Raw genomic sequence first — 26,344 nt, forward strand, 5'->3', positions numbered from 1 at the left:
AGAATTTATGTTAACAGGAAAACAAAAAAGATATTTAAGAGGGATTGGTCATAATTTAAATGCAATCTTTCAAATTGGTAAAGACGGTGTTCATCAAAGTCAAGTTGATAGTATTGATGATGCCTTAACAGCTCATGAATTAATTAAAGTAAAAATTCTAGAATCTTGTATGCAATCAAAAAATGAAATTGCAATCGAATTGAGCATGAGAACAAAAGCTGATGTAGTTCAAATATTAGGTCGCACTATTTTATTATATCGACCTAGCGAAAAAGAAATTTATCGTTTACCATAATGAAAATTGGTATTTTTGGTGGTAGTTTTGATCCTATCCACCGTTCTCATGTTCGCGTAATTGAAGAATCAATCAGACAATTAGAATTAGATAAAATTTTAGTTGTTCCTACTGCTAATAATCCTTGGAAAGATTCATCGGGAGCAACTAAAAAACAACGCCTTGCAATGTTAGAAATTGCGCTAGAACGTTATTCTAAAGTTGAAATTTGTGATTATGAAATAAAACAAAAAAACAAAGAAAAAAACTACACAATTGATACAATAAAATATTTAAAAACAATTTATCCTAACGATCAGCTATACTTTATTATGGGAATGGATCAAGCTAGTCTTTTTCATAAATGGTTAGCTGCAAAGGAAATAAGCGAATTAGTCCAGTTAGTTGTATTTGATCGAATTGGTTATCAAACAAATGAAAATATTAAAAAATACCATTTTATTAAGTTAGATTTAGTAGCAACCGATGATGCTAGTAAACATATTCGAAATGGTAATTTACATGCTTTAAATCCTGAAGTATTGAAATACATAGTAAATAATGGGATCTATTTAGAAACTATTATAAAAAGTAAAATGTCTAAAAAACGTTATCGTCATACAGTAAGTATGGCTAAACTAGCTAAAAAATTTGCTAAAAAAAATGATTTAGATGAAACAAAAGCTTATGTTGCTGGTATGTTACATGATATTGCTAAAGAAATGGAATATGATAAAGCTTTACAAATAATGCAAGACCATTATCCAGCATATATCGATAAACCAGTTCCGGTTTGGCATCAATGGTTATCTGAATATGTTGCTAAAACTGAATATTTAGTAGATGATAAAGAAATATTACAAGCAATTAGACATCACACAACAGCATCATTAAATATGTCTAAATTAGATATGTGTATTTATACAGCTGATAAATATGATCCTAGCCGTGATTACGATTCATCAAAGGAAATTGCATTATGCAAAAAAGATATCGTTGCAGGTTTTAAGGCTTGTTTACAAGATTTTTATGATTTTTCTACTAAAAAAGGACGAGAAATTGATAAAAGCTTTTTTGAAATTTATAACAAATATGTAAAAGGAGATATAAATGAATAAATTAGAAATAATTGTAAAAGCATTAGATGATAAATTAGGTAAAGATATTGTAGCTATTGATATGCAGCTTGCAAGTCCAATGTATGATACATTTGTTATTTGTTCAGCTGAAAATGAACGATTAATGAACGCATTACGTGACAGTGTTGAAGAAAAATGTCATGAACATGGATACGAAGTTAAAAGAATTGAAGGACGTCGCAATAGTAAATGGTTATTAATGGATTTTGGTGATATCGTTGTTCATATTTTCGATATCGATGAACGTGAAGTATATAATTTAGAAAAATTATGGGCTGACATGCCAAAAATTGATATTTCTGGGTATTTACAATAATGTCATATGAAAATTTTGCTTACTATTATGATAGTTTAATGGATGACCAGTTTTATCAAGATTATTATCAATTCATTAATCAGCACGCTAAATTTAAAAGTGTTCTTGAACTAGGATGTGGTACAGGAGAAATAGCTATTTTATTGGCTAAAGATAAAAAACAAGTTTATGCAACTGATTTATCAAAGGATATGCTTGAAGTTGCTAGAATGAAAGCAATGGATGCTAATGTTGATTTACTATTAGGTAGAATTGATATGACTGATTTTGAAACTAATCAGGCAGTTGATCTGGTTTTATGTTTATGTGATTCCTTAAATTATGTTTTAAGTAAGAAAAAGGTTTTAAAAACATTTAAAAACGTATATGATTCTTTAAAATATAATGGCGCTTTTATTTTTGATGTTAATAGTCTATATAAAACAGACCAGATTTTAGATAATTATCTTGAAGAAGAAAATGATGATGATTTTTATTTTAAATGGGCTGTAAAAAAAGTGGCTCCAGGAAAAGTAGAACATTACGTTGAAATTATTGATAAAGAAAACAATGATCACGTTCAAGAAGTCCATCATCAACAAACTTATGATATTGACACATATTTAAATCTATTAAAACAAGCTGGTTTTAATAAAGTTGAATATTATGGTGAATTTGAACCATATCACCAAGAAAGTCAACGAATTATTTTTGTTTGTCATAAAACAAGGGAGGAAGTTAAATGATAGGTATTATTGGTGCAATGGAAGAAGAAGTTGCAGCTATAAAAGATTTTCTTGAAATTCATGAAGAAAAAACGATTCTTGACTGTACCTTTTATCAAGGAACAATGGCTAATAAAGAAGTAGTATTATTACAAGGTGGAATCGGGAAAGTAAATGCAGCTATTTGTACTACATTATTACTTACAAATTTTCCAATTGATTATGTAATTAATATTGGATCTGCCGGTGGATTATCATTAAATCAAGAAGTAGGAGATATTATTATCTCAAATGAAGTTTGTCAGCATGATTTTGATATAACTGCTTTTCCTAATCGAATCATTGGTGAAGTTCCTGGTTTGCCAGCACGTGTTCCTGCTAACAAAGATTTAATTGCGACAGCTAAAAATATTTTAAAAGAACTTAATCAAAGATGTGAAACAGGGTTAATTGTTTCTGGTGATCAGTTTATTGCTAAAGAAGCTCAAGTAGATACTATTAAGAAAAATTTCAGTGATGCAAAATGTGCTGAAATGGAAGCTGCAGCTGTTGGACAAACATGCTATAAGTTTAATGTTCCATTTATAATTACTCGATCATTAAGTGATGTTTATGGAAAAGGTGATTCATCAATCCAATTTGATGAATATTTGAAAAAAGCCGCTTCAACATCAGCAGAATTTTGTTTTACTTTAGTTAAGGAGCATAAATAAATGCAAAATATAGAATTACTAGCACCAGCAGGTAGTTATGAGGCATTAGTTGCTGCTATTCAAAACGGCGCTAATGCCATTTATTTAGGTGGTAACGAGTTTAGTGCTCGAGCTTTTGCCACTAATTTTAACCGTGAGGAATTACAAAAAGCAGTTGATTATAGTCATTTAAGAAATGTTAAAATATATGTCACTGTTAATACATTATATGAAGATAATCAATTTAAACAACTCCATGATTATCTTTTGTTTTTAGCGAATATTAACGTTGATGCATTAATTATTCAAGATATTGGTTTGATGGATTATGTAAAAAAATATTTTCCTCAATTTGAAATTCATATGTCAACGCAAACTAGTGTTCATAATTTAGAAGGGGTAAAATATTTTGAGGAAAAAGGGGTTGACCGTGTAGTATTAGCTCGAGAAAACACAGTCGCTGAAATCAAAAATATATGCCAAAATACTGATTTAGATATTGAAGTATTTGTTCATGGAGCTCTTTGTATGTCATATTCAGGGCAATGTTTGATGTCAAGTATGATTGCTAAAAGAAGCGGTAATAAAGGTGCTTGTGGTCAGCCTTGCCGTTTAGCTTACAAATTACAAAAAAATGGTCAAGATTTAAATGAACAACCTTTATATTTATTATCGCCAAAAGATTTATGCACGATTGAAAATATTGATCAATTAATAGAAGCAGGGATTACTTCATTTAAAATTGAAGGGCGAATGAAACGGCCTGAATATGTTGCCATTGTAGTTAAACAGTATCGTGAAGCAATTGATGCTTATTGTCATTCAAAAAAATTAAATAATATACCTGAAAGAATTTTGAAAATGAAAAAAATGTTTAATCGAGGTTTTACAGGTGGTTATTTATTAAATGATCAAAGTTTTATGGCGAAGGATTTTCCTGGTAATCGTGGTATTGAAGTAGCAAAGGTTATTAGTTACGATGGTAAAAAAAGAATTGTTAAATTAAAATTGCTAAATGAATTAAAACAGGGTGATCGCATTAATTTTGCTAGTATTGAATTAACGAGAACAATTACAAAATTATTTGAAAAAGGACGACTTGTAAATTCAAGCCAAAAGGGAAAAGTTGTAGAAATCGAATTAAATCAACCGGTTAAAACTAATGAAAAAGTTTTTAAAATTATCGATAATAATTTAATTGAAGAAGCAAAAGCCAGCTACAACAATGAAAATATTAAAAATCCAATCGATATGATATTTATAGGATCCCTAAATTCTACACCGCTTTTAACAATAAAATACCAAGATCTGATTATAACAATAAAATCAAATCAAAAAATCGAATCAGCTTCAAATGTACCATTAGACACACAAAGAATTTTTAAACAATTAACTAAATTAGGAAATACTGTTTTTAATGCCAATAAAATTGATATTGATTTCCCTGATAACGCTTTTTTCCCGATTAAAGAAATTAACGAAATGCGTCGTCAAGGAATTGAACAGCTAATTCAAAAAATAACACTTAAAAACAAAATTAATATTAAATATCCTGAAGTATCATTACACCATGTTCCAAAAAGAATAAAAGGAATTGATGTAAGAGTCTATAATTTAAAACAGCTTGAAGCACTAATTAATGAAGATATTCATCGCTACTATTTTCCACTTTCTAAAGATTTAGATAAAGCAATTGATTTAGCAACAGGTTTTAATAAAAAAATCGTTCCTTTTACTGGTTTTTTATCTAATTCAAAACAACTTAATGAATTTAAAGAAAGTGACTTATACTGTAAAGTTGATGAAATATTAGTAGGGGATTATGGTGCTTTACAAATATTTAATGATAAAAAATGTCTTTTAGATTTCAACTTTAATCTTTATAATAGTTATTCATTAAATTATTTTAATAACTATGCAGCTGTATTATCATTAGAGATGAGTAAAAATATGATCAATAATTTAAATGATATTAATCAAGAATTAATTCTTGTTGCTTATGGAAAAACTATTAATATGCATTTAAAACATTGTATAATCAGTGATTATTATTTTAACTGTAAAAAAGAAAAATGTAATTTATGTCATCAGGGACATTATAATTTAGTAGATCGAAAAAATGAAAAGTTTACAATTTTAACAGATGATAATTGTAATAACCTTGTCTTTAATAGTCATTGTTTATATTTGGAAAACATTAGTGATGTTGATGTTGACTATATTTTACTATCTTTTAGTGATGAAAATTGTGAAGAATGTAAAAAAGTATTTTATGATTTTCAAAACAATATTATTTTAGGTAAGCCACGTCAAATTAAACTTAAAACTAGACCAACAAACGGATATTTTTATGATTAACATGAAAACAGAGTAATAGAAATTACTAATTAAGTAAGGACTATACTTCTGTTTTTTCTTTTATATTGTATAATAATATAAAGATAATAATTATTAATCAAAAAGAGAGGGATTAATATGACAACAAAAAAGTCAAGAGTATTTATTACTGGTGATATTCATTGTCCAATAGATATTGATAAACTTAATTCTAAATGTTTTGATGAAGGTAATAATTTAACTAAAAATGATATCTTAATTATTTGTGGAGATGCTGGTTTTGTATGGAATGGTGGTAACCGTGATAAAAAATGGATTGAATGGATTTCTAGAAGACCTTGGACTACTGTTTATGTTGATGGTAACCATGAAAACCATAATTTGTTAAAAACATATCCAGTCATTGATTTTTTTGGTGCAAAAGCTCATAAAATAAGCGATTCGCTATTTCATATTAAAAGAGGGGAAATAATGACGATCAATGACGAAACTTATTTTTGTTTTGGTGGTGCTTTTTCTCACGACATTGAATATCGCATCGAAAATATTAGCTGGTGGCAAGATGAATTACCAGTTCAAGAAGAAATAGACAATGCTATTGCAAATTTAAAAAAATATCATAATCAAATCAATTACATTATCACTCATGATGTTCCTTCTAGTATAAATATGCATTTAGGATATAATATACCGATCATGGATTATTACACTCATGGAAAATATATTCACTTATGTAACTTTCTTCAAAATATTTTAGAATCAGTAAATTTTGATGCCTGGTTTGCAGGACATTATCATATAAATAAACTAATCGGTGGTGTCCAAATTCTCTATCAGGATATCATAGAAATAAAAAGAACGAATGATAGTTATCAATGCTATGAAAAAGTAAAAAATAAAATTAACGAAATAAATTCTAAAAAATATACAAAAGAAGAACTTGAAGAATTATTTAAAGAAGAAAAATTATATATTAGTTATCAAAAAATTGATACAATCGATAATTTTGGATATGGTGAAAATGCTATTGAAGCGGAAAAATTTTTTGATGTTGAAACAACTGAAGATGAACTTGATGCAGTTATGGCTTTATACAATTCTTATTTATTAAAAAAATATACTAGAGAAGACTAATTAATTACAACTCTCTTAGCATGTTAATAACACTAAGAGAGTTTTTGTCAATTAGTGATTAAATTTTGATTGTTTTGGCAAAATGATATCATATTTAATTTTTATAAACTACACTACTGTTGATGATTAAGAACCAATGGGTGTATAAACTCTTAAAATATATATCGACAATTTTAAAATATAAACTTGTAATATTTAAACAGTTTATGTAGTTTATTATCTAAAAAAGATAAAAAACATTTACTATAATTCTAATTTTTTAGTTTAATTCAAAATATTGTTGCAACTGATTATTGAAAATGCTAAAATCTATTTAGCGGAGGTGTACCAATGATAGATAAAGATTTAGCAGCAAGATTAAAATCTTATCGGAATTTCAAACATTTGACACAAAAAGATGTTGCAGCATATTTAAAAGTACCTCATTCAGCTATTTCTGATATAGAAAACGGGAAAAGAGATATTACTGTTAGTGAATTACGAATTTTTTCTAACTTGTATGGTAGAAGTGTAGAAGAAATAATGAGCGGGAAAAAGTATGATTATTATAATATTGCAAATATTGCACGTCTTTTAACTGAATTACCTGATGATGATTTAAAAGAGATTATGTTTATTATTGAATATAAAAGAAAAAGAAACGAAGAAAAAATGAAGAAGTAATTTAACGCATTACTTAAATTTAAAAAAACTGGGTTCATTTCAAGATCCAGCTTTTTTATTTTATAACTTTAACAACTTTTTAAATTCTTCTAAAACCAATTTACCGTCACTTAAAACTAGATCAGTACATTCTTGATAAGTTTCACTATTATAATATTTAACATCTACAATTTCATTTTCAATCGTAACTATTGCATATGTTCCAAAGCCATAAGAACCCCGATTTATCATCACACTACCAGGATTAATGATATAATGATTATTTATATTGCTTAAAGAAGGGACATGAGTATGTCCATGAAAACAAATATTAATATTATGCTCTACCATATAATTATATAAATAATCATCTCCTTGATATACTTGATGTTGTTGTCCATGAACAACTAAAAAACGATAGTTATCTTTTTGAAACTCAATTTCTAAAGGAAAATCTGCCTCATCATGATTTCCTTTTACAGTAAGATAACCTTTAAGCAGTTTATTATCACGTTCTAGCGACGAATCACCACAATGGATATAAAAATCCATGTCTGGGTATTTCATTGTTATCTGCTCAAATAAATCGTTTTGTAAATGGGTATCACTAACAACTAACAATTTCATTTTAATAAACAAACCTCCTTTATTTATAATTATTCTTTATATATAATAACATGTAATTTTTTAGAATTGAAATATTTACATGTTTTATTAAAAATTTTTTATTGTAAATATTAAATGATTTAATCAAGATAATTTGTATTTTTGTTTATAAAAATAGATTAAAAGAAACAAGAAAGTGTTTACATTCTCATTTTTTCGGTGTAAAATTAACGTAGGTTGAAAAGAAGGAGTGTATATAATTATGAAAACTATTTTATTAGTATGTTCAGCAGGTATGTCTACTAGCTTATTAGTAACAAAAATGGAAGCTGCTGCAAAAGAAGCTGGTGTAGAATGTAAAATCTTTGCATTACCATTCTCTGATGCACCAAGAGTATTAGAAGAAGTTGATTGCATTTTACTTGGTCCACAAGTAAGATTCCAAAAAGCTGCAATCGAAAAATTAGCTGCAGGACGTAAAGCTGGTCCTATCCCTGTTGACGTAATCGATATGAGAGATTATGGAACAATGAACGGTAAAGCAGTATTCGAATCAGCAATGAAAATGATTGGATAATTAATGAAAAGGTATTGTTATAATACCTTTTCTATTATATTTAGAGGAGAAAAAATATGGCAACTAGAATTATGTTAGTTTGTGCAGCTGGTATGTCTACTAGTTTATTAGTAACTAAAATGGAAGTAGCTGCAAAAGAAGCCGGTGAAGAAGTAGAAATCTTTGCTTTACCTTTATCTGAAGGTGAAAAAATCATTAACACTGTAGATTGTGTATTACTTGGCCCACAAGTAAGATATGCAAAAAAAGAAGTAGAGCAAATCATCAAAGAAACAGGTAAAGATATTCCTTATGATGTAATTGAAATGAAAGATTACGGAATGATGAATGGTAAAGCTGTTTACGAATTTGCAAAAAAATTGATGGGTAAATAATTTAAAATGGGTGGCAATACCCATTTTTATTTTTACTAAATTTTATTCAAATTTTTATTTGGGGTTTTATAATATTTGTTACTATGATATAATATCCTAAATATTAGGAGGTAAATGATTGATGCAAAAAGGTATAATTACAGTAGTAGGAAAGGATCAAGTTGGAATTATTGCCAAAGTATGTACTTTTCTAGCTGAAAAGCAAATAAATATCTTAGATATTTCACAAACTATTATTCAAGGATATTTTAATATGATGATGATTGTTGAACTAACATCTGTAATTGATGAATTTGGTTCTGTTTGTGATGAATTAAATAATTTAGGGGCAGAAATAGGTGTAAACATTAAATTACAACATGAAGATATTTTTAATAAAATGCACCGTATTTAAGGAGATTAATGATGATTAATTTATTTGAAGTTACAGAAACAAATAAAATGATTGAACAAGAAAACCTTGATGTCAGAACCATTACACTAGGGATTAGTTTATTAGACTGTATGGATCATGATATCGATGTTTTATGTCAAAATATTTACAATAAAATTACAACAGTGGCCAAAGATCTTGTGGCAACAGGCAAACAAATTGAAATGAAGTATGGTATCCCAATTGTCAATAAACGTATCTCTGTAACACCAATAGGATTTATTGGTGCAAATGCATGTAAAAGCACTGATGATTTTGTAAAAATTGCCAAAACATTAGATGAATGTGCTAAAAAAACAGGGGTAAATTTTATCGGTGGATACAGTGCTATTGTTTCTAAAGGAATGACAAAAGCTGAAGAATTACTAATTCGCTCTATTCCTGAAGCAATGAAAGTAACAAACAATGTTTGTAGTTCTGTCAATGTTGGATCAACAAAGACTGGAATTAATATGGATGCAGTAAAATTAATGGGGGAAATTATTCATGATACTGCAGATTTAACTAAAGAAAATGATTCAATCGGCTGTGCTAAATTAGTTGTATTGTGTAATGCTCCTGATGATAATCCATTTATGGCTGGTGCTTTCCATGGGGTTAGTGAAGCTGATGCAGTAATTAATGTAGGTGTTAGCGGTCCTGGTGTTGTAAAGAATGCAATAAACAAAGCTAAAGGTAAAGATTTTGGTGAGTTATGTGAAATCATTAAAAAAACAGCTTTCAAAATTACTAGAGTAGGACAGTTAGTAGCTTTAGAAGCATCTGAAAAACTAGGTATTCCTTTTGGAATTATTGATTTATCATTAGCACCAACTCCAGCAATCGGAGATAGTATTGCTGATTGCTTAGAAGGAATGGGATTAGAAAGTGTTGGAGCACCTGGAACAACTGCAGCCCTTGCAATTTTAAATGATCAGGTTAAAAAAGGTGGCGTTATGGCTTCTTCTTATGTTGGGGGATTAAGCGGTGCTTTTATTCCAGTTAGTGAAGATCAAGGGATGATCGATGCTGTTAATCGTGGTGCTTTAACTTTAGAAAAATTAGAAGCAATGACTTGTGTATGTTCAGTAGGACTTGATATGATAGCTATTCCTGGTAGTACATCACCAGCTACAATTTCTGGAATTATTGCTGATGAAATGGCAATTGGAATGATCAATCAAAAAACAACTGCTGTTAGAATCATTCCAGTTATCGGTAAAGATGTCGGTGAAGTGGTAGAATTTGGTGGTTTATTAGGTTATGCTCCAATTATGCCAGTCAATAAATTTGATTGTGCAGAGTTTGTAAATCGTGGTGGTAGAATTCCTGCCCCAATTCATAGTTTTAAAAATTAAAAGACGAATTATCGTCTTTTTAAATTATTCACAAAGGAGTAAATATAATATGGATGAATTGATCGTTTTTAATCCTTTATATCAAGATGATGAAATTGAATCATGTTTTAACATGTATAACGAACTAATTAATGGGAATCTTAAAAACAGTAATAAATTTGTATCACTGTTAATAAAATTAGCTGAAAAATATAATTTATATGATAATTTATTTAATAGCTTACTAACTTATCTATTAATTAATAATGAAAATTCATTTACACTTGCTTTAGAAAGAAAAAAACCAATTTCTAGCAACTTAAAAGCAGTAGTAATGAATGATTTTAAAATTATATTTAACATGTTTAATACAAATTTTGAGATGTTAGAACCATTACAAAGAAATCTAATCAATAGTTTTACACCTTCTAAACCAGTAATTAATCAAGAATTATTTGAAGTCTCAACAACTTTACAAGAAAATCTTACAAAATGTAATAATGTAGATGACTTCTATACTATATTAGAAAAATTCTTTTTAACATACGGCGTTGGAAAATTTGGATTAAATAAAGCATTTCGCTATGAAAATAAAAAAATTGTGCCTATAATACATATTGGAAACGGTCGTTTAAACCAATTGATTGGCTATGAAACTCAAAAACAAACCCTAAGAAACAATACAGAAGCTTTCTTAGCGGGTAAAAAAGCTAACAATGTTTTACTATACGGTGATAGTGGAACTGGAAAATCTAGTAGTATTAAAGCTTTATTAAATGAATATTATAAAGATGGATTACGAATGATAGAGGTATATAAACATCAATTTAAAGATTTACCTAAAATCATTCAACAATTACAATCTCGTAATTATAAATTTATTTTATTCATGGATGATTTGTCATTTGAAGAATTTGAAATTGAATACAAATATCTAAAGGCTGTTATCGAAGGTGGCTTAGAGAAAAAACCAGATAATATTTTAATCTATGCAACTAGTAACCGTCGTCATATTGTTAAACAAACATGGAGTGAACGTGAAGACAAAGATGAGGTTAATATTAACGATGCTAAACAAGAAAAAACTTCATTAAGTTCTAGATTTGGTATTAAAATATTATTTATGCATCCTGATCGCATTAATTATTTAAACATTGTCGATGGACTAGCTAAGCAATATGGTTTAAAAATGGATCGTGACGAATTACATCAAAAAGCATTAACATGGGAAATTCGTCATGGCGGTTTTTCAGGAAGAACAGCTAAACAGTTTATTCATGCAATGCTTGGAAAATAGAGTCGAGGTATTATGAAAAAATTATTAATAAGTGATTATGATAAAATCAAAAAATATTTAGATGATGCTAACTATGAAGGCTATAACTCTAATTTTGTAACAATGATGATGTGGGATCATGAATATGAGATCTATTATGAAATTCATGATCATTACTTAATTATGTTACACACATATTTAAACGAACACTTTTTCTCAATGCCTTTTTGTAAAGAAGAATATTATCAAGAAGCTATTGAGTATATGATGGAGTATGCAAATAATCATCATTTTGCTTTTAGAATAGATCTAGCAGTAGATAAATTTGTCGATAAAATTAAAGAAATTTACCAAGATAAATTCTTATATTTACATAATGAAGATAACGATGATTATGTTTACGAAAAAAAATCTTTAGAAACATTATCAGGTAAAAAAATGCAAAAAAGACGAAATCATTTTAATGCTTTTATAAAAGAACATCCTGATTACGTTTATAAAGAAATTGAAGATGAAGATATTGATAATGTTTTAAACTGTCTTAAAAAATGGGATACTGATCATAGCAATGAAAACAGTGTCGTATCTGAATTTATTGGTATCGTATATCTTTTAGTACATCGTAAAGAATTAAATATCAAAACAGGTTGTATTTATCTTAATGGTCAATTAGAAGCTTTTATAATTGGATCACCATTAAAGCATAAAACAGTACAAATTCATGTTGAAAAAGCAAATAAAGAAATTCGCGGTTTATATGTTGCAATCGGCAAATTTTTCTTAGAGCAAAACTATGCCGATTATGAACTTGTAAACAGAGAAGAAGATATGGGTCTAGATTCTTTAAGACGAGCTAAAAAAATGCTTCATCCAATTAAAATGATTCATAAATATACAATCGTTACAAACAATCAATCAATTGTTAAAGCAAACAATAGCGATATTCCACAAATAATTGATTTATGGAAAAAAAGTTTTAAAGATGAAAATGAGCAATCAACTAAATTTTATTTTGATAAATGTTATCAAAATGAAAATACTTATTTATTGAAAAATAACCATCATCTTGTTTCAATGGTACAGATTGTCCCTTATACAATAATACTAGATAATAAGGAATGTTTGGCATACTTTATTTTAGGTGTGGCTACTGATAAGAATTACCAAAAACAAGGTTTAATGAAAAAATTAATGAATTATGTTTTAAACTTACCACAATATCAAGGACAAAAAATTCTATTACAAGCTTATCAACCAGAAATATATTATAATTTTGGATTTAAAGAAGATTATTTTCATAAGATAACAAAAGTTAATAAAGAGTACTATCAAAATAATAGTGATTTAAATATTATAACTGATTATGATTGTACTAAGTCATTATCTTTATATCAAAAATTTACCAAAAAATATAACGGTTATCGAAAACGTGATTTAGATTATTACAAAAATTATTTAATTGCTCGCTGTTTAGCGTATGATGAATCATTGAAAATATTTTATGATAAAACTAATGCCATCGGCTACATGATCTATAGCGAAGATGAAAATCAAATTAAGGTTTCTGAATTGATTTATGAAAATGACACTGCATTGAATAAAATGATTGCAGCAATTATTAATGATGATAAAGAATTAATAATTGAATCAGATATGCTTACAAATATTAATGGTGAAAGCCAGGTTATTTGTACAATGTTGACAAACTTCTTAAAAAATAGTTGTCAAGATAATAATTTTTATATCAACGAGTGTCTCTGAGATAATTTTTTATTGACTAACCAACTTCTACATTATAAAATAAAAAAGATTTAAAGGAGGTTAGTTAATGGACTATCAAGATCGTCAATTACATGAAGAGTGTGGTGTTTTTGCTGTATGTGGTTACGAAAATGCCGCAGCAATGTGTTATTATGGTTTACATAGCTTGCAACACCGTGGTCAAGAAGCCGCTGGTATTATTGTAAAAAATAAAGAAGCATTATCAATTCAAAAAGGTGAAGGCTTAGTTACTGAAGTATTTGATCAAGAAAAGATTTCTAAGATGATTGGAGATTATGCAATTGGTCATGTTCGCTACTCAACAGCTGGTGGTGGAGGAATTGCTAATGTACAACCTTTATTATTTAGAACATTAAATGGCTCATTAGGAATTGCTCATAATGGTAATATTGTAAATGCTAATATATTAAAAAGTGAATTAGAAAAAAAAGGAAGTATCTTTTCTAGTACTTCTGATACAGAAATTTTAGGTCATCTTATTATGCGTGAAAAAGGGCATATGATTGATCGAATCTGTAATTCATTAAATAAATTAGATGGCGCTTTTGCATTTTTAATATTAATAGAAAATGCTTTATATGTCGCTCGTGATAAATATGGTTTACGACCAATTTCTATTGGACAACTTCCTAACGGTGCTTATGTATTTTCATCAGAAACTTGTGCATTTGAAGTAGTAGGGGCTAAATTTTTAAGAGATTTAGAACCAGGGGAAATTGTTCGTGTAAAAAATGGTGAAATTAAATCAAAATTATATACAACTGATGTTGTAGATAAAATATGTGCAATGGAGTATATATACTTCTCACGCCCTGATAGTAATCTAGATGGTATAAATGTCCATACAACTAGAAAACTTGCAGGAAAACAATTATTTATTGAATCTCCAGTTGAGGCTGATTTAGTAATTGGGGTTCCAGATTCATCAATTTCTGCAGCTATTGGTTATTCTGAAGCTTCAGGAATACCATACGAAATGGGATTAATAAAAAATAAATATGTTGGAAGAACATTTATTCAACCGACTCAAGAAATGAGAGAACAAGGTGTACGAATGAAACTTTCCGCTGTTTCATCAATTGTAAAAGACAAACGTGTAATCATGATAGATGATTCAATCGTTAGGGGAACAACATCTAAACGAATTGTAAGACTACTAAAAGAAGCAGGAGCCAAAGAAGTTCATGTACGAATCGCTTCACCAGCAATTAAATATCCATGTTTTTATGGAGTTGATATGTCAACAATGGATGAATTAATTTCCAATCGCTTATCAGTTAATGAATTGTGCAAATATATTGAAGCTGATTCACTAGCATTTATTAGTGAAGAAGGGATTGATAAATCAATTCATTTCAACAAAGAAAAACATAAATGTGGTTTATGTCTAGCATGTTTCAATGGCGATTATGTAACTGATATTTATGATGCTTTTGAACATGATAAAGAGAAAAAAGGAAAAATCTAAAATTAATTTACATAATAATAATGGTGCTTAAACAAGCACCATTATTATTAAATTCTACAGGTGGAGTACCAATAATATCTTTATATCGACCAACAGGATTATTTGATCAATATCAAATTAAATTCCATGCTCATACACCAATTGTAGAGATTTTTAAAGACAAAGTATTAACAGTTGATAATATGGATAAAAAAATATTTACAGAAGCTGATACAATAATTTCTGCTATCGGAAGAATTTCTGTAAAAAATAAGGAATTCGAGTAGTCTCAGTTGGTGATGCTGTTAAACCACGAAAAGTAGATCAAGCAATACATGAAGCATTCTATGCAGGATTAAATATTTAATTTATAAAGAACAGGGGTAAAGTAAATCGCTCCTGTTCTTATTATAATTATATATATAACTTCGCATAATGTATATTATGAAATTTTTATGTATGGAATAATGTGAATAAAATGTGCACAATGTGAATAAAAAAGGAAATCTGTTAGATTTCCTAAATTGTATTAATAAATACAACCGTATTTAAAACAAAGAAAAATATTCCTACGATAATTAAATATATGTATATCTTAAATTTTTCATTTTTTCGATAATTATTAAATAAAGCTAATATTCCACAAACAATCAATGCAATCGCAATAATATAAAATAGAAATGTACCAACAAAAGTTCTTGTCAATATTCCTATTGCAAATAAGAAAGTTCCAATCCCATATGCTAATATTGACATTACAATTAATCTTTTAGTCTTATCTTCCATGTATACTCCTTAAATTATATTCTTTAAAATTGATTTTCCAATTTTAGGTAGTTCAACATTAAAGTTTTCTGCAATAGTTGCTCCGATTACTGAAAATGATTCCATTGGTGCTAAACAACGTGGCTGCAATAATTCTTTAGAATAAATGATCAAAGGAACTTGTTCACGCGTATGATCAGTACCTTTGTATGTTGGATCATTACCATGATCAGCAGTTATCATTAATAAATCATCGGCTTGTAAATATTTCATCAATTCACCTAACTGTTCATCAAATTCGACAATTGCCTGACCATATCCTTGATAATCACGACGATGACCGTATTTAGCATCAAAGTCAACAAGATTAACAAAGCATAATCCGTTAAAGTTAGTTTTAGCTAATTCAATAGTTTTTTCCATACCATCTTTATTGCTAATAGTCTTAACACTTCTTGTTATTCCCTGATTAACAAAAATATCAGGAATTTTACCTACACCGATTACATCAAAATTATTCTCTTTTAAAGTGTCTAATACAGTTTTATCAAATGGGGCTAAGGCTAGATCATGGCGATTAGCAGTTCTTTCAAACTCCCCTGCTTTTTTACCAATAAATGGACGGGCAATAATTCTACCTACTTTCCATCGTTCATCCATTGCTAGTTCACGAGCAATTTGACAAGCTTCATATAATTCTTCTAGCGGTATTACTTCTTCATTAGCTGCTATCTGGAAGACTGAATCAGCTGATGTATATACAATCCAATCGCCTGTTTTAATCTGGTGTTCACCATATTCTTGAATAATCTCAGTTCCACTAGCCGCTTTATTACCAACACATTTTCGTCCTGTTTTTTCTTCAAATAAACGAATAAATTCATCAGGAAAACCAGTATCAGTAAAAGTGATAAAAGGTTTTTCTGTCTTTAATCCCATCATTTCCCAATGACCAGTCATAGTATCTTTACCATTAGAAATCTCACTTAAAGAAAGAGTATATCCTAATTGTAAGCTTAATTGATGAATACCTTTAAAGTCACCTAAATTACCTAATCCTAGTCCTTCTAAATTCACTACATCTAAACCATTACATTTTTCACAGATATGCTTTAATGTATTAGCACCATAATCATCATATAATGCACTATCACAAGCATTTCCAATCCCTAAAGAATCACAAACTATTAAAAAAATTCGATTATATTTCATCTTACCCTCCATATGTAAACTATTTATCATTATCAATTATCTTTTTCATTCTTGGATGAAACTGCTGGTATTCTTGTCTAATTTTCTGATTAGAAATATGCGTATAAATAGTAGTTGTTGAAATATCACTGTGTCCAAGCAACTCTTGAATCGAACGAAGATCAGCGCCATTTTCTAATAAATGAGTAGCAAAAGTATGTCGAAAAGTATGGGGAGAAATGTTTTTATTTACCGTTGTTGTATTAATAATTGTCTTAAGTATATGATAAAACTCTTGGCGACTTAATGGATTACCATGTTGATTGAAAAATAACAATGAATCATTTTTTAAATTTAATTCATCACGATATTCATTGATATACTGCGTTAATAATTTACCAACATATTTACTTATTGGAACTAGTCGCTCTTTATCACCTTTACCAATTACTTTTACAAACCCCATTTTAATATTTAAATCAGACATTCTTAAATTTAATAATTCTGAAACACGCATTCCTGTTGCATATAGTAATTCAACTAAACAGCGATTTCTAGAACTTATTGCATCAACCACTTCAATACTATTTAAAAGTTCAGCCATTTCTGACTTAGATAATACCGTTGGTAATTTTTTATCTTTTTTTGGCAGCGTAAAACTACTCATCAAATTATTAGGAACAATTTTTTCTCTCACTAAAAAAAGATAAAACATCCGTAAAGATACAATTTTTCTAGAAACAGAATTAGTACTTTGAATTTTGCCTAGTTCTTTTAAATATAGGCGTATATGTTCTTTATCAATTTTTTCTACCTGATCTATTTCAAATTTTTCATTTATATATTTAAAAAACTTTTTAAGATCTCTATCATACGCACTCACCGTATTTTTGCTTAATCCTTTTTCAACTATTAAGTATTGCTTATATTCATCTAATACCTCTTTTGCTTCCATTTATCAACACATCCTGCCTACTTGGATATTATAACACGTTTAAAAATAATATTGCCAATGATTTGGTAACTAAAGTACATAAACTTTAAATGCCATTGACAGACTTACAATGATTAAAATAATAATAATATAATCTAATATATAATTAATTATTTTACGACTATTAAAAACTTCAGTTGTTAAAAATGATATTGTAAAGCAATTTAATGACAATCTAATGGCAATTATTGAAATTACATATAATAAGGCTAGTTCTAAAATAAGTTGTGGAAAAAAGCTAAAAAAAAGCATTGAAGCACTAAATTTGTTTAAAGTAAAATAATAAATAGTAGCAATTGCAATCTGCATTCCCTTTGAAAAAATTACAAAACTATTTAAAATAACTCCTAAAAAACTTGTTGATATTATTAATGATAAAAGTATGTATAAACTAGTTATTGTTAAATAAAGATTGTAATTATTTGTTGCTGTATTATCTTTATAAAAAAATATATATTTATTTAATTGGACTATTGTTTCATTACCATAAAAATAAAATACAATTCCAAATAATAATCCACAAATAAATAAAATTGCTGCAAACGTATTAATTACTAATTTTTCATTTTTAAATATTTTGTTTAAAATACCCATAAGTGTTCCTCCGTTTATATAACTTATGAGCATTTTAAAAATTTTATTCTTTTATTTTAAATATTTCTTTTGGGGTTGTTTTTCTTTTTTAGACAAAGCAGAAGCTTTAGTAACTAATGGATGATCAAAGTTTTCATTAATTTTATCGATTAACTTATCTAAATTTTCATTTTTTATATTTGGTTGTTGCTCAACTTCAAAAATACTGATCTGCTCTTTTAAATTTTTCTTATTAATAGTGTTATTTAAACTGACCCCCAATAATCGAACTGGTCTACCGTTATAATTACTATCAAATAGCATTTTAGCAGTTGATAAAATTGTTTCATAATCATTGATATATTTAGAAACAGTTGTTTGTCTAGTAACACTTTCAAAGCGAGTATATTTAATTGTTATCGAAATCGAATTAGATACCAGGTTTCTTTTTAAAGCTCGTGTAGATACTTGTTTTGCTAAATTACTTAAAACTTCTTTTAAATATACTTCATCGTTAGTATCAGCTGGTAAAGTTGTTGAATTCCCAACTGATTTTAACTCATTATGTCCATAATCAACCGGATTAGTATCGATACCATTAGCTTTTCGATAAACTAGTAAAGCATTTTTACCAATAACCTTTTTTAAATTATCATAATTTTTATAATCAGCTAAATCACCAATAGTATTAATACCAACCGCTCTTAATTTAGGCTGTGTTTTTTTACCTATACCAAACATATCTTTAATATCTAATGGCCACATTACTTCTTTTAAATTATTTCTAGTAAGAACAGTAATTCCCATTGGCTTTTTCATATCGCTAGCCATCTTAGCTAAAAACTTATTAGGAGAAATACCAATTGAGCACTGCAAATTTAATTGTTCATAAACTTTAGTCTGGATATCTTTAGCTAAAACAACTGGATGAATTTTTTTCTCTTGAATAATTGATGTAACATCAAGATAACACTCATCAATACTAGCTACCTCTAATATTTCACTGTATGATGCTATTATTGTAAAAAATTCATTTGATAAACGATGATATAACTCAAAATCAGCGGGTAAGATAATTAAGTCTTTACATAATTGTTTAGCTTGAAAAAGAGGCATTGCTGAATGAATCCCGTATTTTCTAGCTTCATATGAAGCAGTTGTAATAATACTTCTTTTAGATTTTCCTGAAATTACGATTGGTTTCCCTTTTAACGAAGGATTTCTAGAAATTTCAGCACTAGCATAAAAAGCATTTAAATCAATGTGAAATATTACTTGCATCATCATTTGCCTCCTTTATCTAAATATTAAGGTGCTCTAAAAGAGCACCTGTTTATTCCTGACTATCCATTTCTAACATCCAATCAATATACAAACCATATCCGGTCATTGGATTATTTCCTGATACATGAGTTACACAACCAACTATCTTATTATTTTGAATAATTGGTGAGCCACTCATTCCTTGTACTATACCATTAGCTTTTTCAATAACCTCTTTATCAGTTACTGTAAATTCAATGCCCTTTTCTTTAACCGTATCTTGACTATTTAATTTTGTGATTTCAATTTCACATTTTACAATTTCATTACCTTCTAAAACTGTCAAGAAATAAGCTTTACCAAGTTTCGTTTCTTCAATAGTTGCAGTTTCCATCATTTCACGATTGGAAATATCATAATTATAAGTTCCATAGATACCAAATTGACTATGGCTGTTTATACTACCTATTTCAACATTGGAAATGTCTGCAATTTTATTTCCTGAAGATTGACTTGTTGCTTTTTTGATACTAGTTACATTACTTTCATAAATGCTTCCTTCTTGAAGCAAACTTTCACTATCTAGTTTAGAATCACTCATAGCATGGCCTAAAGCCCCAAATGAATGTGTTTCTGGATTATAGAAGGTCAAAGTCCCTACTCCACTAATAGAATCTTTTACATATAGTCCAGTTGAAAACTGTTGATTATCATAAACAACTTTTAAACCCTGATGAATTACATTATCACCACGTTTAATAGTTAAATCATATGTTAAATCATCAGTTTTGTTTTTGATCACATATGTTAAATCTTCAATACAAGTTACTTTTTGATCATCAATGGCTGTTATTAAATCACCAACTTGAAAATCATTACTAATTGGATTATAACTTTTGTTATCAATCTCTATTGCATATCCACCAGTAATAACAACACCTTGATAATCTAATTCAATTCCAATTGAATCGCCACCAGGAATTAGTGATATTGCATAAGCGGCAACTGGATTAATAATGGTCAAAGCCAGGATCAAAGAAAGGAATAGCTTTTTAAAAAGCATAAAAACCTCCTTGTAGCATTAGCTACATTTTAGTTTGGCTATTATGTAATTATTTATTCGCTATTTTCTTTCAATTTTCGAGCGTGTTCAATCGATTCATGAGATACTTCTTTACCAGATATTAATTTAGCAATTTCCATAATACTTTCATCATAATTTAATTTAGTTATTGATACGTTAGTATCATTATCATTAGCTACTTTTTTAATTAAATAATGATTTTTAGCAAAAGCAGCAACTTGTGCTAAATGAGTAATACATAAAACCTGATGATCTTTAGCTATTTTTTTCATTTTAGCACCAATACTTTCAGCAACTTTACCACTAACACCAGTATCAGCTTCATCAAAAATTATAGTTTCAATAGAACTGCTTTTTAAAGATAAAATCTTAATTGCAAGCATAATACGTGACATTTCCCCACCAGAAGCAACTTTATTTAATGGTTTCAATGTTTGACCAGCATTAGTTGAGATTAAAAACTCTACTTTATCTTGTCCATTAGCTTGCAAATCAATTTTTTTAAAATCAATCTTAAACACAACTTTATCTAAATATAATGATTTTAACTCATTAGTTACAGCATCCGTAAACTTTTGCGCTTCTTGTTTTCGAAGCTCAGTTATAGCATCAGCCAGCTCTTTTGCTTCTTGAAATGCAATTGATAATTGTTTTTTTAGATCATTTAAAAATCTTTCACGATTATTAAAGGTTGCAATTTTCATTTCAATTTCTTTTTTGGCTTCTTTGATAGTTGAAATTGATGGTCCATATTTTCTTTTCAAGCGATTTAATTTAAATAAAATTTCCTGTATTTCATTTAAACGATACTCATCAAAATTAGTGCTATTAAATTCACTTATTACTTCATCATCTAAATCCATTAAATTATAGTATAAATCATACATTTTTTCATAGATACTACTATAATTAGGATTATCACTAATCGCTTCTAATTCATTAACGGCATTATTTAAATTTGCTAAAACACCGTATTCACCATTAATATATTGGCGATAATTATTAATTTTTTCTTTGATTTTTTCATATTCTTGTAATTGTTTCTTTTCATAGTCAAGACTATCTTCATCAATTGTATCTAGATCAAGACTATTTATCTCATCTAATTGGCTTTGATAATATTCTAATTGCTCATCGCTTAATTCCTCATTCAAAGCTTTTTGATAATCCCGATTTATTTCTCGATAAGTACGATATGCTAAACTATATTGCTTATTTAAAGATTCAATTGAAGAACCAATAAAATGATTTAAAATATCTAAATGATTATTAGAATCAAATAAACTATGAGTTTCAAACTGTGAATGAATATCAATCAACTCACTCATAATTGATTGCAATACCATCTTTGATACATTTCTATAATTGATTTTAATAACTGTACGGTTATCACGATTAAATGATTTTGATACTACTAGTTTATCATCAAATTCAATTCTAAATTCTTTTAATTTAGCTAAAACTGGTGAATTTTTAGCAATAGTAAAAACACCTTCAATAAAACACTCATCTTTACCAGCTTTGATAAAACTAGTTTGGCTTCTATTGCCCATTAATTGACCAATAGCATCAATAATAATTGATTTTCCAGCTCCAGTTTCTCCAGTTAAAACTGTCATATGATTTAAAAAATCCACCTCTAAACGATCAATTATAGCAAAATTTTCAATATAGATACTTTCTAGCATATTTTCACCTACCTTTTAAAACAATCATGCGCATTATTTACTACTTCATCGATATTTATGTCACTATTAAAAATACCGTCTTTAACAAATAAACCTAAAAATTCAATATTTCCTTCACCACCAGTTATTGGTGAAAATGTTAACTGTTCTAATTCAAAATTATTGTTATGAGCAAACTCAATTACATTTTCAATAACCTGATGATGAATCTTAGCATCTTTTACAATTCCTTTTTTTCCAACTTCTTCTCTTCCTGCTTCAAATTGTGGCTTAATTAAAGCAACAACCTGATCACTTTTAGATAAAATGTCTTTAAGTGGTTCAAAAATATATTTTAAAGAAATAAAGGATACGTCAATACTTGCAAATGATGGTATACCATATTCAAACAATTCTTTTGTTGCATATCTAAAATTAGTTTGTTCTTTTACGACAACTCTAGGATCATTTCTTAATTTCCAAACTAATTGATTAGTTCCAACATCAATAGCATAAACTAATTTAGCACCATTTTGCAGCGCACAATCAGTAAAGCCACCCGTAGAACTACCAATATCAACCATGATTTTATCTTTTAAATCTAAATTAAATTCTTTTATGGCTTTTTCTAACTTTAAGCCACCACGAGAAACATAAGGCAAAACTTTACCTTTAACATATAATTTTGAATCAACTGGTATTTTAGTGCCTGGCTTATCTATAATATCATGTTCATCATGTACTATTCCGGCCATTATCGCTCTTTTAGCTTTTTCGCGTGAATCAAAAAAACCTTGTTCAACTAATAAAACATCAATTCGTTCTTTCTTCATTAATAATCTCCTTTATCCGTTGATAAAAACTATCCATATCTAAACCTTCATCTTTTAAGATTTCATCAATAGTACCTTGTGTAGAATAATGATCATCAACACCAAAACTATAGATATTTTTCAAAATTTTATTTTGTGAATAATAATAAGCTATATTACTTGCAAGCGAATTGATCTTTAAATCTGTTTCATATACAACTAATGGCTTGTCATCAACAATATCTTGCAACATTTGTGTATCCATCGGTTTAATATATAAAGCATTTACTAACCTTATCTTTATTTCTTTATCCTTAAAATATTCATTAATACGTGTTACATTTTGGCCATAACTAATAACTGTAACATCATAGTCATTTGTTATGTCGATTTGCCATTTACCAATCGGTAAAATTTCATCCTCTTCAATTTCATTGTTTTCAATTTCACCACGAGGAATTCTTAAAATATAAGGGTGATCATTATTTTTTAAATATGTATTAATAAATCTTTTAGTATTAGCACTATCATTAGGAGCACAAATAATAACATTTGGTAATTGATTTAAAATTCCTAAATCAAATACTCCATGATGAGTTGGCCCATCAGCACCAACAAAACCACAGCGATCAACACAAATCAAACAACTTAAATCCATTCTAGCAAGATCATGATTTATTTGATCGTAGGCACGTTGTAAAAAAGAAGAATAAACGGAAATAAACGGCTTTTTCTTGGCTAATGATAAACCACAAGTAAAAGTTAATGCATGTTCTTCAGCAATTCCTACGTCAAAACAACGATCAGGATAATGTTTAAATAAGTTATCCATTGCTGAGCCATGAATCATTGCTGGAGTAATAGCGACAATATCCTGATCACTAGCCATTTTCATTTCAATATAATCAGCGACAACTTTAGACCAGCTAACTTTGCCATTCTTTTCAGGATTTTTTAAAGTACCATCAGCAATATTAAATGGAGCAATACCATGCCATTTTCCTGATTTATCATTTTCTGCAAATTTATAACCACGTCCTTTTTTAGTCACTACATGAACAACGACACTTGATTTACTATTTTTAGCCAAATTTAAAACTCTAATCAAATCATCAAAATTATGACCATTGACCGGCCCTAAATACTCAACACCAAAATCTTCAAAAATTGTATCATCAATTAAACCATGTTTAACAAAATCTTTGATTCTTTTAGAAACATTAAAAATCATTTGTCCAAATTTATTATGTGATGTTAAGTTACGATAATCTTCCTTTAAATTATTATAAGTCCCACTAATACGAACAGAAGAAAGAAATTCACCAAAACCACCGATACTTTTACCAATTGCCATTTGATTATCATTTAAGATAATAATCACTTTATTATTAATTGAACCTAAATGATTTAATGCCTCTAATGACTCTCCACCGACCATTGCAGCATCACCAATAACGGGAATAACATGAAAATTTTGATGATTTAAATCACGAGCTACTGCCATTCCTATTGCTGCACTTAATGCGGTAGAAGAATGTCCGGCTTCAAAGCAATCATGCTCGCTTTCACAGCGTTTTTGAAATCCCGAAAGTCCACCATACTTACGCAATGTGGCAAATTGGTTAGCACGACCAGTTAAAATTTTATGAACATATGATTGATGTCCAACATCAAAAAATATTTTATCTTCTGGCGAATTAAAAACATAATGCAAAGCTATTGTTAATTCAACTACCCCCAAATTACTAGAAAGATGCCCTCCAGTTTGCGAAATACTATTGATTAAAAATTGGCGTATTTCTCCAGCTAGTTCATTTAATTGTCTAATATCCAACTCTTTTAAAAAAGAGGGATCTTTAATTTTATTTAGATCCATTATTTCACTCTTTTCTGTAATTTTTCAATAATTTCTAAAATTAAGCCATGATTAATCCTTAATTTATATATTAACTCCATTGCCTCTTTAAATAATTTATTTACTTCCTGACTAGATTGTTCTACTCCCATTAAAGTAACATAAGTAGATTTATGATTTTCTATGTCACTTCCTACTTCTTTTCCTAAAATTTCACTATTTCCAACTACATCAAGAACATCGTCCTGGATTTGGAAAGCTAAACCTATTTTATATCCAATCTCTTGCCAGATTTTTTGATCAGCTTCATTAGCTATACAAGCTCCCATCATTAATGCAGCACTAATTAAGTCACCTGTTTTATGATGGTGGATCATATTTAGTTCTTGCTGGTTTGCTTTTTGGTGTTCAAATTTTAAGTCTAATGATTGTCCAAAAATCATTCCATTGATACCAGCTGCTTGATATAAGATTTTTAGTAATGCAACTTTTTGATTACTTGTAACATTAGTATTTAAAATAATATTAACAGCTTCATTCAACAAACCATCTCCAGCTAAGATAGCTGTTGCTTCATCAAATTGTACATGACATGTAGGTTTTCCACGTCTTAATGTATCGTTATCCATACCTGGTAAATCATCATGAATCAATGAATATGTATGAATCATTTCAATAGCACAAGCAATATCTAGATATGGATGCCAATCTAATCCATAACTACGAATAACTTGAAGCATCATAGCAGGGCGAATTCTCTTTCCACCAGCTTGCAATGAATACATCATTGCATCTTTAACTCTAGAATCTTGATATGGATTTAAAATTGTTTCTAATCGAGTGTTGATTTGTTCAACTATACTATCCATTTTTATCCTCTATTTCTAAATCTTCTAGTTTATCATCAACTAAAATTTTAGCTACTTTATCTTCAATATTATTAAGTTTATCATTACAAATCTTTGATAATTTAATACCTTCTTGAAATAAATCAACACTTTTTTCTAAAGAAACCTGATTATTTTCTAAAGCTGCAACTATTTCTTCTAATCTTTTCATTGCTTCTTCAAAAGTAATATTTTCCAATTCTA

General features: G+C 28.3%; 28 protein-coding genes. 16 read left to right on the forward strand and 12 right to left on the reverse strand.

All coding sequences use genetic code 11. The features are described 5' to 3' along the window. The first annotated feature begins 7 nt into the window (after window positions 1–7). The 8 genes from yhbY to B5F09_RS00145 all read left to right on the forward strand — a co-directional run bounded on the left by yhbY (window position 8) and on the right by B5F09_RS00145 (window position 7,259). The gene (yhbY, locus tag B5F09_RS00110; RefSeq protein WP_087298538.1) at window positions 8–295 is read left to right on the forward strand and encodes a ribosome assembly RNA-binding protein YhbY; all 288 of its coding nucleotides are present in this window, start codon (window positions 8–10) and stop codon (window positions 293–295) included. Further along, complete coding sequence (locus B5F09_RS00115; protein WP_239404195.1) at window positions 295–1,392, forward strand: nicotinate-nucleotide adenylyltransferase; 1,098 nt, start codon at window positions 295–297, stop codon at window positions 1,390–1,392. The genes yhbY and B5F09_RS00115 overlap by 1 nt, the downstream gene beginning before the upstream one ends. Next, on the forward strand, window positions 1,385–1,729 hold the full coding sequence (rsfS, locus tag B5F09_RS00120) for a ribosome silencing factor (protein ID WP_087298536.1): 345 nt from the start codon (window positions 1,385–1,387) through the stop codon (window positions 1,727–1,729). Before B5F09_RS00115 ends, rsfS begins: the two co-directional genes overlap by 8 nt. Continuing rightward, complete coding sequence (locus B5F09_RS00125) at window positions 1,729–2,454, forward strand: class I SAM-dependent methyltransferase (protein ID WP_087370419.1); 726 nt, start codon at window positions 1,729–1,731, stop codon at window positions 2,452–2,454. Before rsfS ends, B5F09_RS00125 begins: the two co-directional genes overlap by 1 nt. After that, window positions 2,451–3,146: a 5'-methylthioadenosine/adenosylhomocysteine nucleosidase gene (locus tag B5F09_RS00130; RefSeq protein WP_087370422.1), complete on the forward strand. Its 696-nt coding sequence runs from the start codon at window positions 2,451–2,453 to the stop codon at window positions 3,144–3,146. Before B5F09_RS00125 ends, B5F09_RS00130 begins: the two co-directional genes overlap by 4 nt. Beyond that, window positions 3,147–5,483 (forward strand): U32 family peptidase, encoded by a 2,337-nt coding sequence (locus B5F09_RS00135; protein WP_087370425.1) that lies wholly within the window; start codon window positions 3,147–3,149, stop codon window positions 5,481–5,483. It abuts the gene before it with no gap. A 117-nt stretch (window positions 5,484–5,600) separates the two neighbouring features. Then, window positions 5,601–6,596 (forward strand): metallophosphoesterase, encoded by a 996-nt coding sequence (locus B5F09_RS00140; protein WP_087370428.1) that lies wholly within the window; start codon window positions 5,601–5,603, stop codon window positions 6,594–6,596. Window positions 6,597–6,926: 330 nt separating this feature from the next. After that, on the forward strand, window positions 6,927–7,259 hold the full coding sequence (locus tag B5F09_RS00145) for a helix-turn-helix domain-containing protein (RefSeq protein ID WP_087298531.1): 333 nt from the start codon (window positions 6,927–6,929) through the stop codon (window positions 7,257–7,259). Between the two features lie 60 nt (window positions 7,260–7,319). Here the strand turns inward: B5F09_RS00145 and B5F09_RS00150 are convergent, their stop codons facing one another. Further along, window positions 7,320–7,865: a metallophosphoesterase gene (locus tag B5F09_RS00150; protein ID WP_087298530.1), complete on the reverse strand. Its 546-nt coding sequence runs from the start codon at window positions 7,863–7,865 to the stop codon at window positions 7,320–7,322. Between the two features lie 241 nt (window positions 7,866–8,106). Here B5F09_RS00150 and B5F09_RS00155 point away from each other — a divergent pair, with 241 nt between their 5' ends. The 8 genes from B5F09_RS00155 (at window position 8,107) to B5F09_RS00190 (ending at window position 15,336) form a co-directional block, all read left to right on the forward strand. After that, a complete protein-coding gene (locus tag B5F09_RS00155) occupies window positions 8,107–8,421 on the forward strand; it encodes a PTS sugar transporter subunit IIB (protein WP_087298529.1) in 315 nt (104 codons plus the stop codon). Between the two features lie 56 nt (window positions 8,422–8,477). Further along, a complete protein-coding gene (locus B5F09_RS00160; protein ID WP_087298528.1) occupies window positions 8,478–8,795 on the forward strand; it encodes a PTS sugar transporter subunit IIB in 318 nt (105 codons plus the stop codon). Window positions 8,796–8,916: 121 nt separating this feature from the next. After that, complete coding sequence (locus B5F09_RS00165; protein WP_087298527.1) at window positions 8,917–9,189, forward strand: ACT domain-containing protein; 273 nt, start codon at window positions 8,917–8,919, stop codon at window positions 9,187–9,189. Window positions 9,190–9,200: 11 nt separating this feature from the next. Continuing rightward, the gene (locus B5F09_RS00170; RefSeq protein WP_087298526.1) at window positions 9,201–10,565 is read left to right on the forward strand and encodes a PFL family protein; all 1,365 of its coding nucleotides are present in this window, start codon (window positions 9,201–9,203) and stop codon (window positions 10,563–10,565) included. Window positions 10,566–10,614: 49 nt separating this feature from the next. Further along, window positions 10,615–11,841 (forward strand): ATP-binding protein, encoded by a 1,227-nt coding sequence (locus B5F09_RS00175; RefSeq protein WP_087298525.1) that lies wholly within the window; start codon window positions 10,615–10,617, stop codon window positions 11,839–11,841. A 12-nt stretch (window positions 11,842–11,853) separates the two neighbouring features. Continuing rightward, window positions 11,854–13,581: a GNAT family N-acetyltransferase gene (locus B5F09_RS00180; RefSeq protein WP_087370430.1), complete on the forward strand. Its 1,728-nt coding sequence runs from the start codon at window positions 11,854–11,856 to the stop codon at window positions 13,579–13,581. A 67-nt stretch (window positions 13,582–13,648) separates the two neighbouring features. Continuing rightward, window positions 13,649–15,070 (forward strand): amidophosphoribosyltransferase, encoded by a 1,422-nt coding sequence (gene purF / locus B5F09_RS00185; protein WP_087370433.1) that lies wholly within the window; start codon window positions 13,649–13,651, stop codon window positions 15,068–15,070. A 20-nt stretch (window positions 15,071–15,090) separates the two neighbouring features. Further along, entirely contained in the window at window positions 15,091–15,336 is a 246-nt protein-coding gene (locus B5F09_RS00190) for a hypothetical protein (protein WP_087370436.1), read from the forward strand. 232 nt (window positions 15,337–15,568) lie between these two features. Here B5F09_RS00190 and B5F09_RS00195 read toward each other — a convergent pair whose 3' ends face one another. The 11 genes from B5F09_RS00195 to xseB form a co-directional block, all read right to left on the reverse strand. After that, window positions 15,569–15,835 carry a hypothetical protein gene (locus B5F09_RS00195; RefSeq protein ID WP_087370439.1) on the reverse strand — a complete coding sequence of 89 codons (267 nt, stop codon included), beginning with the start codon at window positions 15,833–15,835 and terminating at the stop codon, window positions 15,569–15,571. A gap of 9 nt (window positions 15,836–15,844) precedes the next feature. Then, window positions 15,845–17,026, reverse strand: coding sequence for a phosphopentomutase (locus B5F09_RS00200; protein ID WP_087298513.1), 1,182 nt, complete (start codon window positions 17,024–17,026; stop codon window positions 15,845–15,847). 19 nt (window positions 17,027–17,045) lie between these two features. After that, window positions 17,046–17,960 carry a site-specific tyrosine recombinase XerD gene (gene xerD / locus B5F09_RS00205; RefSeq protein WP_087298512.1) on the reverse strand — a complete coding sequence of 305 codons (915 nt, stop codon included), beginning with the start codon at window positions 17,958–17,960 and terminating at the stop codon, window positions 17,046–17,048. 69 nt (window positions 17,961–18,029) lie between these two features. After that, window positions 18,030–18,593 carry a hypothetical protein gene (locus B5F09_RS00210; RefSeq protein WP_087298511.1) on the reverse strand — a complete coding sequence of 188 codons (564 nt, stop codon included), beginning with the start codon at window positions 18,591–18,593 and terminating at the stop codon, window positions 18,030–18,032. Window positions 18,594–18,644: 51 nt separating this feature from the next. Next, window positions 18,645–19,856, reverse strand: coding sequence for a DNA polymerase IV (locus B5F09_RS00215; protein ID WP_239404196.1), 1,212 nt, complete (start codon window positions 19,854–19,856; stop codon window positions 18,645–18,647). 49 nt (window positions 19,857–19,905) lie between these two features. Further along, window positions 19,906–20,898, reverse strand: coding sequence for a SpoIVB peptidase S55 domain-containing protein (locus B5F09_RS00220; protein ID WP_087370442.1), 993 nt, complete (start codon window positions 20,896–20,898; stop codon window positions 19,906–19,908). A 53-nt stretch (window positions 20,899–20,951) separates the two neighbouring features. Beyond that, window positions 20,952–22,607: a DNA repair protein RecN gene (gene recN / locus B5F09_RS00225; RefSeq protein WP_087370445.1), complete on the reverse strand. Its 1,656-nt coding sequence runs from the start codon at window positions 22,605–22,607 to the stop codon at window positions 20,952–20,954. Window positions 22,608–22,615: 8 nt separating this feature from the next. Then, window positions 22,616–23,419 carry a TlyA family RNA methyltransferase gene (locus B5F09_RS00230; protein WP_087298508.1) on the reverse strand — a complete coding sequence of 268 codons (804 nt, stop codon included), beginning with the start codon at window positions 23,417–23,419 and terminating at the stop codon, window positions 22,616–22,618. Beyond that, window positions 23,400–25,274, reverse strand: a complete 1,875-nt coding sequence (dxs, locus tag B5F09_RS00235; RefSeq protein ID WP_087370448.1) for a 1-deoxy-D-xylulose-5-phosphate synthase — start codon at window positions 25,272–25,274, stop codon at window positions 23,400–23,402. The genes B5F09_RS00230 and dxs overlap by 20 nt, the downstream gene beginning before the upstream one ends. After that, window positions 25,274–26,122, reverse strand: a complete 849-nt coding sequence (locus B5F09_RS00240; protein ID WP_087370451.1) for a polyprenyl synthetase family protein — start codon at window positions 26,120–26,122, stop codon at window positions 25,274–25,276. Before B5F09_RS00240 ends, dxs begins: the two co-directional genes overlap by 1 nt. Then, window positions 26,115–26,339 (reverse strand): exodeoxyribonuclease VII small subunit, encoded by a 225-nt coding sequence (gene xseB, locus B5F09_RS00245; protein ID WP_087298505.1) that lies wholly within the window; start codon window positions 26,337–26,339, stop codon window positions 26,115–26,117. The genes B5F09_RS00240 and xseB overlap by 8 nt, the downstream gene beginning before the upstream one ends. Window positions 26,340–26,344 lie beyond the last annotated feature (5 nt).

Source organism: Erysipelatoclostridium sp. An173 (genome assembly GCF_002160495.1).
Taxonomy (GTDB): Bacteria; Bacillota_I; Bacilli_A; order Erysipelotrichales; family Coprobacillaceae; genus Thomasclavelia; species Thomasclavelia merdavium.